The 15838-nt window shown below is 37.9% G+C and carries 3 protein-coding genes; all 3 read left to right on the top strand.

What is annotated here, in order from left to right:
- The first annotated feature begins 142 nt into the window (after positions 1 to 142).
- Positions 143 to 6826, top strand: a complete 6684-nt coding sequence (locus ACQ654_RS21715; protein WP_430412443.1) for a T9SS type B sorting domain-containing protein — start codon at positions 143 to 145, stop codon at positions 6824 to 6826.
- 351 nt (positions 6827 to 7177) lie between these two features.
- The gene (locus ACQ654_RS21710; RefSeq protein ID WP_430412442.1) at positions 7178 to 13489 is read left to right on the top strand and encodes a lectin-like domain-containing protein; all 6312 of its coding nucleotides are present in this window, start codon (positions 7178 to 7180) and stop codon (positions 13487 to 13489) included.
- A gap of 198 nt (positions 13490 to 13687) precedes the next feature.
- Positions 13688 to 15784 (top strand): gliding motility-associated C-terminal domain-containing protein, encoded by a 2097-nt coding sequence (locus ACQ654_RS21705; RefSeq protein WP_430412441.1) that lies wholly within the window; start codon positions 13688 to 13690, stop codon positions 15782 to 15784.
- Positions 15785 to 15838 lie beyond the last annotated feature (54 nt).

Raw genomic sequence — 15838 nt, 5'->3', positions numbered from 1 at the left:
AGCTGTTTAGTATAAAAACTGTTATTTCAATTGCACATTGCTCAGAAAAGATTAATTCTCAATATCATAAAATAATAGCGCACAAAACGAGTTATTACTTAGGCATTGAGCATTTTACATGCACAGAAAACAAAGATTACAAATGAAAAAACTTTTACTATTCGTTTTTATTATAGTACCAACATTAATTTTTGCACAAGGCGAAGCTGCTAACTGGTATTTTGGTCAAAATGCAGGATTACAATTTGACCCTGACACAGGAACTGTAACTGCTGTAACTAATGGAAGCTTAGATACACTCGAAGGTTGCGCCTCTATTTCTGATACAGATGGAGAATTATTATTCTATACTGACGGAATTACTGTTTGGAATAGAAACCACTTAATCATGACAAATGGTACTGGTTTAAATGGAGATAGTTCAAGTACTTCATCCGCCATTATTGTACCAAAACCACAAGACCCAAATATCTATTACATTTTTACGGTAGATGAACCACATCATAATGATGGTGGTGTAAATAATGGATTAAACTATTCCGTTGTAGACATGACAGACGGAATTGGTTTTGTTGATGGTGCTCAAAAAAATGTTCCACTAATAACATATGACACTACAAATCCTCAAGAAACACGTTTCAAATGTTCTGAAAAAATATCTGCTGTAAAAAGCTCTGATTGTGATTCTTTTTGGGTTATAACACACTTTATCAATAACTTTTATGCCTTCAAAGTTGATGCTGTAGGAGTTGACACAAACCCAGTTGTTAGTAATACTCCAACAATTGTCCCTATTTCTGGATACAGAAGAAATGCTTTAGGATACTTGAAAGCATCTCCACTTGGAGATAAATTAGCGGCCGCACATTTAGGACTCACTACTGTAGAAGGTGGAAATGGTCCTGGAAAAGTAATGTTATATGACTTTGATAATAGTTCTGGAATTGTAAGCAATGAAATTGAATTATATGATGGAGATTCTCCTTACGGAGTAGAATTCTCACCTGAAGCAACAAAATTATATGCTACTGTTGGACTTGGAGATGCTGGAACTGGAAACAGTTTATTACTTCAATACGATTTATTAGCCGCGGATATTCCAGGTTCACAATTCACAATTAATGATTCTCCTGTTTTTTCTGCTGGAGCTGTTCAAGTTGGTATTGATGGAAGAATATATAGAGCTTTACTAGACTTTAACAATATTGCTGGATCAGGTCAGTTTTTAGGTGTTATAGAAAATCCTGAAGCAGCTGGACCAGCTGTAGTATACAATCAAAATGGAATTTTACTAGATATTACAGGCACAAATACAAATCTTTCCAGAATTGGACTTCCACCATTCATTCAATCGTTATTTGCAACACCAATCGATATTATACGTAATGGAGTTTCTACAACAGATTTGACATTATGTACCACACAAAATTATACCCTGACAGCCGATGATATTCCTGGTGCAACCTACACATGGACGTTTGAAGGAAATCCTTTAGCTACAAATACTTTTCAACTAAATTTAACAAATGTAACACTAGCAGATGCTGGATTATATGAGGTAACTATTGATCAAAATAATGGAGAATGTCCGCTAGAAGGACAAGCAACTGTAACCATATTTACAACACCAACCGCCAACGTCATCGATGATCAACTCATTTGTGATGATGACAATGATGGATTTTCTACCTTGAATTTAGATGATTTCATTGCGATTGCTCTCGGAACACAAGATCCATTGCAGTTTACAACTACCTTCCATCCTACACAGATGGATGCTGATATGAACACCAATCCTATTGCAGGAATGTATACAAATCAAGTTGCTTACACACTCGAAACGATCTTTATTCGTATAGAAAACAATGACAACACCGATTGTGCTGCTGTCATTTCTTTTGACTTTGATGTCTTCGATCAACCTGTTGCGAATGCCGTGATGAATTACGAGCTTTGTGATGATGCCGTTGATGGAGATGATACCAATGGCTTTACAACCTTTGATCTGACAACGATTGATCCTTTAGTACTGAATACGCAAGATCCTACACAGTTTTCTGTGTCCTATCATGCCAATCAAAATGATGCGAATGATAACATGAACGCGCTTTCAGATTCCTATATCAATACTACTGCTGGTGGAAATCAAGTGGTGATTCGTGTGGAGAATATTGACAATCCAAACTGTTTTGAAACGACTACCTTTAATGTAGTGGTGAATCCATTGCCTGTAGTTCTACAACCTGTACTGCTTCGTCAATGTGATGATGATACTGATGGAGTTTCTGATTTTAATCTCACAGAAGCCAATTCACTCTTATCGAATGATTTTGCCAATGAAACATTTACCTATTATACGGATCTTACTGATGCGCAGAATAACACCAATCCTATTGCCGATCCAACAGCATTTGCCAGCACAAATGGCGGATTAGTCTACGCAAATGTAGAAACTGTAAATGGTTGTTTTAGAATTGGACAGGTAAATCTCTCGGTAGCTACTACGCAGATTCCTGCTACCTTTCAAATAGAATATGAAGTCTGTGATGATGAACTCATCGATAATGACAATACCAACGGTGTAGCTACGTTTGATTTCAGTTCAGCGGAAGCACAAATCAACGCGCTTTTTCCAGCTACTGGTCAAACATTAACGATCACCTACTACGAAAACTTTGCAGATGCCTTGGCAGAAACAAACGCAATTCCAGATATTAGCAATCACCGAAATGATGCCTCACCTAACTTACAAAACATTGTGGTGCGTGTCGATAGTGATGTGGACAATGCCTGTCTTGGTCTTGGTGAACATATCAGTCTTACAGTAAATCCATTGCCAACGCAAAACACAATTACAGATTATGTCGTTTGTAGTGATGATGCCAATCAATTCATTTTTGATCTTTCTACAAAAGATTCAGAAGTAATCGACGGACAAGCCAATATTGATGTTTCATATCATGAATCGCTTGCGGATGCACAGTCCGATACCGATCCTATAGCAAGTCCATACACCTCTTTTCCAAGAACCATTTTTGTACGTGCGGTAAACACCGTAACAGGTTGTGTCAATACTACCATGGATTTTGATTTAATCATCAATGAAAATCCAATTGCTAACATGCCCGATGATTTAGCCGTGTGTGACGATCCGTTTGACGGAATTGCGCCAAGTGATTTAAATTCTCAAAGTGGACAAATCATCGGAACTCAAACAGGTGTTTCGGTGCAATACTACCTAACACAAGCGGATGCGGATACCAACATGAATCCACTCGCTTCTCCCTATACAAATACCAGCAATCCACAAATGATTTTTGTACGTGTCGAAGATGGAACAACAGGCTGTTTTAGCACCACTAGCTTTGAAATTGTTGTCAGTGAATCGCCTGTGGCGAATATCCCGACCGATTTAGAATACTGCGACACGGACAACGATGGATTCGGAATCTTCGACATTCGTAGCACGGAGAGTGAAATTACAGGTGGCGTAATTCCAGGACAGGTAACAGTCACCTACCACGAAACACCAGAAGATGCGGATAACAATGTCAATGTGTTAGCAGATAGTTACACCAACATCAACGCCTATAACCAAACAATATATGTACGTGTTGAAAATGTCCTTACGGGATGTTTCAATGTCGTACCACTTGATTTGATTGTTCACGATTCACCAGAGATTGCCGCTATGGATGCCACGCTTCTTGCCGAGTGTGATGCTGATACCGATGGTATTGCTCAGTTTGATCTGACGCAAAGTGAACCAGACATTCTAAACGGAGAAGATCCGTTAACTCACGATGTTCGTTACTACAACACACAAGCAAATGCTATTGCAGGAACTAACGCAGGCGAGATCAACAACACAAACGCCTATAGCAACATTCCACCAAGTCCACAAATCATTTGGGTACGTGTGGAAGATTTAGCCACTGGCTGTTTTACAGTAACCAACCTAACGTTAATCGTCAATGAATTACCAACATTGGTACAATTACCAGGACTGGAACTCTGTGATGCCGTTTCGCTCAATGATGGTGTTGAAGTATTTGATCTAACATCACTCTCAGAAGATTTACTCAACAGCGCACCTGGAATTAGTCTTGATTATTACGCCAATGCGGCTGATCTAGCTAGTGACACGCCAATTGCCAATCCAAGTATGTATAGCAATACAGAACCTGGAGTGCAAACCATCTTTGTAAAAGCCACCAATGATACCACAGGTTGTGAAAACACCATCACTTTTGACATCAGTGTCAATCCACTGCCAAGTCCAACACTAAATCCTAACGGAATGTTAGTGGCAGATATCTGTGATGAGGACAATGATGGATTCCAACTCTTTGATTTGGATGATTTAGTAAACGATATCATCAACAATGAACCCGATGTGGTGTATAGTTTCCATGAAACACTGGCTGATGCACAGCAGAATCTATTTCCACTGGCAAGTCCATACACCAATATCATGATGGATAGCCAAGAAATTTATGTACTTGCTACCAATACTATTACAGGTTGTTTTACCGTGACACCGTTACAACTAACGGTGACACCAATTCCAGTATTGCCACTCGTGATTACAGATATAGAAGCGTGTGATGATGCCGATAGTTTGGATGGTTTTGATATGTTTGATCTGACCCAGACCCAAACAGAAATCTATGGAACTCAAACACCAAGTGATTTCACGCTGAGTTATCATGAGAGTCAGCAAGATGCAGCAGATGCTCTCAATCCAATTGTAAATCTAACGGATTATACCAACATTGTAGCCAATCAACAAACCATTTGGGTACGATTGGAAGACAATACTACGGAATGTTTTGCCATTGGTCGTTTTGATATCATTGTGGTAGGACCACCAGTGCTGGTACAACCCATACCATTTGCACTGTGTGATGATGCAGAAAGTGGAGATGATAGTGACGAGCTTACAACATTTGATCTGACAGAGAAATATTTAGAAATCACAGGTGGCGATACCAGTTTAACACTTGCGTATTATGCCAATGCGACTGATTTAGCTAGTGATACACCAATTGTAGATCCAACGGCGTATCAAAATGTGGAGAACCCACAAACACTCTACATCAGAGCCACCAATAGCGCAGGATGTACCACTGATATCACCATGACACTTCGTGTGCTTCCAATTCCAACACCTAATACCATGCCTGAGCCACTGACTCAATGTGACGATGATGCAGATGGTATTTTAGTATTCGATCTTACTTTGTCAGAAGCAGAGATTGTAAATAATGAAAACAATGTAACAGTTAGTTATCACACAAGCGAAACAGATGCTATGAATGATACAAACGCCATTGTTGATCCGACCATGCATAGTATTGATATGGCAACTGCCAATACTGATGGAGAGGTAATTATTTATGTACGTGTGGAGAGTGATTTGCAGATTGATAGCAATATGCTACCTTGTTATAAGGTAGTAGCGCTTCCTGTGATTGTACATCCATTACCAGTACTAACTAGTACAACTTTTGAATATGTATTTTGTGAATATGACAATGATAACACAGGACAGTTTGAGTGGGATGTGGTAACTGCTTCACTGAATCTATTAGAAGCGCCACAAGATCTTGCAGCCTTTACAGTAACTTATCATCCAACGGTGGCAGATGCGCTGGCAGGAACAGCGGCACTTGTCAATGGATTTGAGAATGCCACCGATCCACAAACGGTATTTATCCGTGTGGAGAATACTGCAACTGAGTGTATCAACTCCAACAACATTGCGAGTCTAGAACTCAGTGTAGAGCCAATTCCAACGGCAACTGCTCCAAATACCTATGAACTCTGTGCAGATGATCAAACAGATCAAGACACAGCAACCTTTGATTTGACAAGTTTGGATGCAACCATTATTAATGGACAAGCTGATATGGAAGTGGTGTATTATGAAAGTGCTACCGATGCGGATATGGACAGCAATAGTATTGCAAACGCAAGTACATATGTAAACATGTCCAATCCACAAACGCTCTATGCACGTGTTAGACAAACCATCACGGGATGTTTATCAGATCCAATCTTAGTGAACTTACAAGTAAATCCATTGCCTGTATTTACCTTACCTGCAGCTGATATTCTGTGTGTAGATGCTACAGGACAAGCCTTGGATATAAGAACTATTGGAGTCGATTTTGGAGCAGGTTATACCTACCAATGGACAACACCAAGTGGAACAGAAACTACGCCAACGGTACAAGTAACCGAAGCAGGAACTTATAGTGTAACGGTAACCGATATGAATCATCCAACCAATTGTACTTTTGATGATAGTGTAACCTATACACCTTCTTCAGCGCCAACAACCTTGGATATTGCAGTAAACACACCAGCATTCTCAGATACGCATACTGTCACAGCAACCGCATCAGGTGGTTCAGGAAGTTATGAGTATCAATTAGATGATGGACAGTGGCAAATAGATGGAATCTTTACAGATTTACAACCAGGACAACATACCATCACGGTTAGAGACACCAACGGATGTGGAGAGCTGGTAAGGACTTTTGGACTGATCGACTTTATGGAGTTCTTTACTCCAAATGGAGATGCTTACAATCCGACATGGAATATTATCGGATTACAGAACCAGCCATCGGCGAAGATTTACATCTTTGACAGATATGGAAAACTCTTAAAACAAATAAGTCCAGCAGGAGCTGGTTGGGATGGAACCTACAACGGAACTCCAATGCCATCGGCAGATTATTGGTTTAGAGTAGAATATGTAGACCCATTTGATGGAACACCAAAAGAATTTATCAATCATTTTACATTGAAGAGATAATGTACACAGAAATAAAAAAACAAAGAAAAACCGAAGACAAAATGTTTTCGGTTTTTTTGTGCTGTAAATTAAACAGCCTTATACATTCTTTAAAAAATCACTTTCGCGTTAAACGTCGGATTTAAGGTGTTCTAATTGTTATGTATATAGAATTTGAGGCTTTATTCTTCTATTTATACCAAAAATGAACTCATAAAAGAATCGATCAATCATTTTACATTAAAGAGATTAATTAGCATATTTGCTTTATATATTTGTAAGACAATGACTTTAAACAGAAAAATCAACTCTATTCTAAAAAGTTTTTTAGTAATTTTTATACTATGTAGCTGTCAACTTCATGCGCAGTTGATGCCTTCATTAATTGGAGACGCTAATGATATCGGAGGTGACTGTTTCGAAATTACAGAAAATATAAATAACCAATCTGGAGCCGTTTGGTCAGGTACTCCAATTGATATGACAAGTGATTTTGTTATTGAGTTTAGAGGTTTTTTTGGAACAAATGATGCCAATGGAGCTGACGGAATTGTGTTTATCTTAAAAAATAATCCAACTCCCCAAATTGGGAATTTAGGAGGTGGAATGGGCTATGAAGGAATAGGAAGCTCATTAGCAGTCGAATTTGACACTTGGCAAAATAACGATTTAGGGGATCCGTTTTTTGATCATCTTGCTATCATAAGTACAGGTGTAAATAATCATAATGCAGGAACAAACCTAGCAGGACCAGTACAAGCTTCAGCCACAACCACAAATATTGAAGATGGCGCTGAGCATATTATTCGAATCGAATGGACAGCAGTAACCAATACGCTTGATGTATATTTTGATTGCGCGTTGCGACTTTCATACACTGGAGATGTTGTAAATAATATTTTTTCAGGAATTAGTGATGCATATTTTGGCTTTACAGGATCTACTGGAGGAGCCGCAAACTTACAACGGGTTTGTTTTGATTATGTGTCGTTTGCAAATTCTCTATCGTTAAACGATCAAAATATTTGCTCTGGAAACATTGTTGATTCTGTTGATGCAACAGTTACAGGAGCAACTACATATACATGGACGCCAATTATAGGAGTGAGCAATCCTACAATTCCAAACCCTACATTTAGTCCAACAGCTACCACAACATATACAGTAAGTATTACAAATAGTTGTGCTGAAATAATTCAGGAAAGTTTTACCATTACAATTGATTCGCCACCTGTTGCGAATTCTATAAGTGATTTTGCTGTTTGTGACGACCTTACAAACGATGGAGCTGTTGCTTTTAACTTTACAAATCTAAACAGTGATGTGTTGGGTACGCAAGATTCTAATGTGTATGATGTATCATATCACCTAAGTCTTTCTGATGCCATTGGAAATTTAAATCCATTAACATTTCCATACACAAACACCGATTTATGTGAACAAATATTTGTTCGTGTTCAGAATAACACAAATGTATCTTGTTATGATACAACGAGTTTTGAAATCTGTGTAAATAGTCAACCAAATGCCAATCAACCAAATAATATGGTAGCATGTGATGTTGGAAATGATGGAACTGAAGTCTACAATCTCGCATTGCAAGAACCGGATATATTAGGAACACAAAATGCTGCGGATGTCAATATCACTTTTCATGCTTCACAAGTAGATGCGTTAAATGATGCAAATCCACTTCCGATAATGCATACAGGTTCGGATAATGAATTTATATTTATTAGAGTTGAAAGTACTGAAGTTGGAAATGATTGTTTTGCGATAACGTCTTTTCAATTATTTCTAAATGAAACTCCTATAGCAAATCCTGTAGCCGACATCAATGTTTGTGATGATTCTTCAAATGATGACATTGCTATTTTCGACTTTACAACACTTAATACTACGGTTTTAGGAACGCAAGATCTGAACCAGTTTTCTGTAACCTATTACACTAGTCAATTAGATGCTGATAATGATACAAACGCATTAACATTTCCATATACAAACACGACACAGTGCGAGCAAATATTCGTTCGAATAGAAAATGATGACAATCCTGTGTGTTACGAAACAACTGATTTCCAAATTTGTGTAAATACACAGCCAATTGCGAACCAACCGAATGATATAATTTTATGTGATATTGGAAATGACGGAACAGAAACCTTTAATCTTTCTCTGCAAGAGCCTGATATCTTAGGAACGCAAAATGCTATGGATTTCAATATCACTTTCCATGCTGCCCAACTAGATGCTATTAATGATGTTAATCCTCTTCCGACAATGCATACAGGTTCGAATAATGAAATTATTTTTGTTCGAATTGAAAGTACTGAAGCTGGAAATGATTGTATTGCTACAACGTCTTTCCAATTACTATTAAATGAAATTCCAATAGCAAACACAATCGCTGATTTTAATATATGTGATGATGATTCGAATGATGGTGTAAATGCTTTCGATTTCACAAACCTGAATACAATTGTACTTGGGACTCTTGATCCTTCTCAGTTTTCTGTAAACTATTATCCAAGTCAAACAGACGCTGATGATGACACAAATGCATTGATGTTTCCATACACAAACATGGCACAATGTGAAAGAATATATGTGCGTATAGAAAATGATGTAAACACAACTTGTTTCGACACTACTAGTTTTGAAGTCTGTGTAAACACGCAACCAATAGCTAATCAACCAAACGATATGATTGTTTGTGATTTTGACAATAATGGAACTGAAATTTTTGATCTTTCATTGCAAGAACCTGATGTCTTAGGAACTCAAAATGCGGCAGATCTCAACATCACATTTCACAACAATCAATTTGATGCTGATAATAATGTAAATCCACTTTCAACAATGTACAATGGTTCAAATGCTGAAACAGTTTTTGTGCGAATAGAAAGTACACAAGCTGGAAACAGTTGTTATGATACAACTATGTTTGATTTATTATTCGATATTCCTCCAATTGTTACCATGCCAAGCGATCTAATTGTCTGTGATGATGAAATATCTGATGGTTTCACTGCTGTAGATTTAAATGTAAAAAATGCTGAAATTGTTAACAATCAACCTGGGTTTTCAGTGCAATATTATTTAACACAAACTGATGCCAATAACGATCTAAATCCATTAACAATTCCTTACACAAACACTAGCAATCCGCAAACGGTATATGTGCGTGTAGAAACTGGAAACTTAAGTTGTTTTGTCACAACTTCTTTAGTAATCTCTGTTGAAGATGCGCCTACAGTTTTTCCAATAACACCGTTAGAATATTGTGATACAGATAACGACGGTTTCGGTATTTTCGATATCAGAAGTACGGAAAATCAAGTAACAGGTGGAGTTACCACTAATATTGCTGTCACCTATCACGAAACACCAGAAGATGCGGATAACAATGTCAATGTATTGGCAGATAGTTACACCAACATCAACGCCTATAACCAAACAATATATGTACGTGTTGAAAATGTCCTTACGGGATGTTTCAATGTCGTACCACTTGATTTGATTGTTCACGATTCACCAGAGATTGCCGCTATGGATGCCACGCTTCTTGCCGAGTGTGATGCTGATACCGATGGTATTGCTCAGTTTGATCTAACGCAAAGTGAACCAGACATTCTAAACGGAGAAGATCCGTTAACTCACAATGTTCGTTATTACAACACACAAGCAAATGCTATTGCAGGAACTAACGCAGGCGAGATCAACAACACAAACGCCTATAGCAACATTCCACCAAGTCCACAAATCATTTGGGTGCGTGTGGAGGATTTAGCCACTGGCTGTTTTACGGTAACCAACCTAACGTTAATTGTCAATGAATTACCAACATTGGTACAATTATCAGGACTGGAACTCTGTGATGCCGTTTCGCTTAATGATGGTGTTGAAGTATTTGATCTAACATCACTCTCAGAAGATTTACTAAACAGCGCACCTGGAATTAGTCTTGACTATTACGCCAATATGGCTGATCTAGCTAGTGACACGCCAATTGCCAATCCAAGTATGTATAGCAATACAGAGCTTGGAGTGCAAACCATCTTTGTAAAAGCCACCAATGATACCACAGGTTGTGAAAACACCATCACTTTTGACATCAGTGTCAATCCACTGCCAAGTCCAACACTAAACCCTAACGGAATGTTAGTGGCTGATATCTGTGATGAGGACAATGATGGATTCCAACTCTTTGATTTGGATGATTTAGTAAACGATATCATCAACAATGAACCCGATGTGGTGTATAGTTTCCATGAAACACTGGCTGATGCACAGCAGAACCTATTTCCACTGGCAAGTCCGTACACGAATATCATGATGGATAGCCAAGAAATTTATGTACTTGCTACCAATACTATTACAGGTTGTTTTACCGTGACGCCGTTACAACTTACCGTAACGCCAATTCCAGTATTGCCACTCGTGATTACAGATATAGAAGCGTGTGATGATGCTGATAGTTTGGATGGTTTTGATATGTTTGATCTGACCCAGACCCAAACAGAAATCTATGGAACTCAAACACCAAGTGATTTCACGCTGAGTTATCATGAGAGTCAGCAAGATGCAGCAGATGCTCTCAATCCAATTGTAAATCTAACGGATTATACCAACATTGTAGCCAATCAACAAACCATTTGGGTACGATTGGAAGACAATACTACGGAATGTTTTGCCATTGGTCGTTTTGATATCATTGTGGTAGGACCACCAGTACTGGTACAACCCATACCATTTGCATTGTGTGATGATGCAGAAAGTGGAGATGATAGTGATGAGCTAACAACATTTGATCTGACAGAGAAATATTTAGAAATCACAGGTGGCGATACCAGTTTAACACTTGCGTATTATGCCAATGCTACTGATCTAGCTAGTGATACACCAATTGTAGATCCAACGGCGTATCAAAATGTGGAGAACCCGCAAACACTCTACATCAGAGCCACCAACAGCGCAGGATGTACCACTGATATCACCATGACACTTCGTGTGCTTCCAATTCCAACACCTAATACCATGCCTGAGCCACTGACTCAATGTGACGATGATGCAGATGGTATTTTAGTATTCGATCTTACTTTGTCAGAAGCTGAGATTGTAAATAATGAAAACAATGTAACAGTTAGTTATCACACAAGCGAAACAGATGCTATGGATGATACAAACGCCATTGTTGATCCGACCATGCATAGTATTGATATGGCAACTGCCAATACTGATGGAGAGGTAATTATTTATGTACGTGTGGAGAGTGATTTGCAGATTGATAGCAATATGCTACCTTGTTACAAGGTAGTAGCACTTCCTGTGATTGTGCATCCATTACCAGTACTAACTAGTGCAACTTTTGAATATGTATTTTGTGAATATGACAATGATAACACAGGACAGTTTGAGTGGGATGTGGTAACAGCTTCACTGAATCTATTAGAAGCGCCACAAGATCTTGCAGCCTTTACAGTAACTTATCATCCAACGGTGGCAGATGCGCTGGCAGGAACAGCGGCACTTGTCAATGGATTTGAGAATGCCACCGATCCACAAACGGTGTTTATCCGTGTGGAGAATATTGCAACTGAGTGTATCAACTCCAACAACATTGCAAGTCTAGAACTCAGTGTTGAGCCAATTCCAACGGCAACTGCTCCAAATACCTATGAGTTATGTGCAGATGATCAAACAGATCAAGACACAGCAACCTTTGATTTGACAAGTTTGGATACAACCATTATTAATGGACAAGCTGATATGGAAGTGGTGTATTATGAAAGTGCTACCGATGCGGATATGGACAGCAATAGTATTGCAAATGCAAGTACGTATGTAAACATGTCCAATCCACAAACGCTCTATGCACGTGTTAGACAAACCATCACGGGATGTTTATCAGATCCAATCTTAGTGAACTTACAAGTAAATCCATTGCCTGTATTTACCTTACCTGCAGCTGATATTCTGTGTGTAGATGCTACAGGACAAGCCTTGGATATCAGAACTATTGGAGTCGATTTTGGAGCAGGTTATACCTACCAATGGACAACACCAAGTGGAACAGAAACTACGCCAACGGTACAAGTAACCGAAGCAGGAACTTATAGTGTAACGGTAACCGATATGAATCATCCAACCAATTGTACTTTTGATGATAGTGTAACCTATACAGCTTCTTCAGCGCCAACAACCTTGGATATTGCAGTAAACACACCAGCATTCTCAGATACGCATACTGTCACAGCAACCGCATCAGGTGGTTCAGGAAGTTATGAGTATCAATTAGATGATGGACAGTGGCAAATAGATGGAATCTTTACAGATTTACAACCAGGACAACATACCATCACGGTTAGAGACTCCAACGGATGTGGAGAACTGGTAAGAACTTTTGGACTGATCGACTTTATGGAGTTCTTTACTCCAAATGGAGATGCTTACAATCCGACATGGAATATTATCGGATTACAGAACCAGCCAGCAGCGAAGATTTACATCTTTGACAGATATGGAAAGCTTCTAAAACAAATAAGTCCAGCAGGAGCTGGTTGGGATGGAACCTACAACGGAACTCCAATGCCATCAGCAGATTATTGGTTTAGAGTAGAATATGTAGATCCATTTGATGGAACACCAAAAGAGTTTATCAATCATTTTACATTGAAGAGATAATGTACTCAAGAATCGAGATTTAAAATTCTCAGAGAAGTATCGCTATATTTTATGTGAATTCTTTACACATGACTCAAGTGCTTGACATGAGGTAATTGACATCAAAATTAAAAAACAAAGAAAAACCGAAGACATTTTAAGCCTTCGGTTTTTTTATGCGACAAGATTTTGTTACTTTCAAACATTAATCATTTATATGTGAATAAGCTAACGTACATCTGTATTTTCCTATTTTTAGGTTGTTTTATCAACACATATAAAGCGACTGCTCAAGATATTACATTATTCCAGCAATTTAACGGACGTTTCGACTATACCGCATTAGGAAATACAATGAATACAGCCGAAAATGGTCCTGGTGGTATTTGTACAATCAATACCAGTTCTAGCGCAAGCTTATTTCTAAATACAGATCAAACCATTGTTGCTGCATATTTATATTGGGCAGGTTCGGACGATGGTGATTTTGATATTGAATTAAACGGAATACCTATTACAGCCGCAAGAACTTTTAGCGACGCTTTAACAGGAAATAGAACTTTTTTCGCCGCTTTTGCTGATGTTACAGATATTGTAAGTTCGCAAGGAAATGGACTGTATACCGTAAGTGAATTTGATCTAACCTCAGTTATCAATCCGTATTGCCCGACAGGAACGAACTTTGGTGGTTGGGCAATTACTGTAATTTATGAAAATCCTTCCTTACCGCTGAATCAATTGAATGTTTATGATGGTTTGGAAAGTGTGCCAGATGCGTTAGAAATTACACTAGAAAACCTCAATGTATTTGATAATATGGGCGCAAAAATAGGTTTTATTGCGTGGGAAGGTGATCGCTCGTTAAGTGTGAACGAATCGTTGCGTATTAACGGATCAATTATTGAAAACTTTCCGTTAAATCCTGCAAATAACGCTTTCAACGGCACCAATAGTTTTACAGGCGCTTCTGATTTGTATAATATGGATATTGATTTTTACAGCATTCAAAATTATATTGCAATTGGAGATACTACAGCTACAATTTCACTTACTTCTGGTCAGGATTTTGTGATGATTAATAATATTATCACGGTTTTGAATAGTCAACTTCCTGATGCAACCGTTACTATAGACGAGATTGAAACGACATGCGATTCCAGAGAATTAACAATTGATTATACAATTTTCAACACAAATAGTACAGCGGCTTTGCCACAAAATACACCTATTGCTTTTTATGCCGATGGCGTATTACTCACTACAGCAACAACACAACTCACACTTCCTATTGATGGAAATGTGCAACAAACAATCACGCTCACAGTTCCTGCAAGTATTGCAAATCCGTTTGATTTGACTATTGTGGTTGATGATGATGGAACTGGCGCAGGAACCGTTGATGAAATTAATGAGGATAATAATATTGCCATAGAAAATATAACCTTGCCAACTTCTCCAGAAGTTCCACAATTGAATACTTTAGAATTGTGTGATAATACTCCGAATTTAGCATTCGATTTAACATCACAAGAAAATTTATTTACCAATCCTTTATTGATATTCCAATATTATGAAACGTTTGATAATGCTTCGGATATGATGAATCCAATCATGAATCCTACGGCATATGAAAGCAATTCATATCCTGCAACCATTTATATGGAAGTTGTAAATAGCATCACATTCTGTAGAACAATTGCTACCTTTGATATTGTATTGTTAGAAAGTTCGATCCTAAATCAACCCGAAAACCTAATTGCTTGCACCATTGATGCAACTGAGATTTCAATATTTGATCTTACAACAAACGAAACTACAATCAGTAATGAATCAAATATCACGTTTACTTATTTTGAAACACTAGCTTCTGACGGCTCGTTTCAAGATGAAATTACAAATCCTACAACTTTTGAAAATACCACCAATCCGCAAACAATTTATATTTCTGTTGAAAATACAAATGGATGTATTAGCACTACTACTTTTGAGATTCGTGTAAACGATTGTGAAATTTATATTCCTAATGGCTTATCTCCAAATAGTGATGGTAAAAATGATGTCTTTAATATTTTAAACCTGGAAGCACATCCACATCACAAAATTCACATTTATAACAGACTTGGAACGCTAATATTTGTTGGTGATAGAAATACAGGTCGTTGGAATGGTTTTGCCAACAGAGGAACGCCAAAAAATAATAAACTTCCAACAGGAACATACTTTTACGTACTCTATTTAAACGACACAATTACAACAGGAAACACCGTTTTATTGGAACAAACTTACACAGGTTGGGTTTATCTTCAGAATAATTAGTAAAAATATGCGTTAATATCATTGTTATTCTGTATTTTAGTATTGATTAACAGC

The sequence above is a fragment of the Kordia sp. genome (genome assembly GCF_965283645.1).
Taxonomy (GTDB): Bacteria; Bacteroidota; Bacteroidia; order Flavobacteriales; family Flavobacteriaceae; genus Kordia.
This window is presented reverse-complemented; position numbering and strand designations above follow the sequence as displayed.

Excerpts from the sequence above, each read along its gene's own strand:
- ACQ654_RS21715 (WP_430412443.1), top strand. The coding sequence starts at position 143 with ATGAAAAAACTTTTACTATTCGTTTTTATTATAGTACCAACATTAATT.
- ACQ654_RS21710 (WP_430412442.1), top strand. The coding sequence starts at position 7,178 with ATGCCTTCATTAATTGGAGACGCTAATGATATCGGAGGTGACTGTTTC.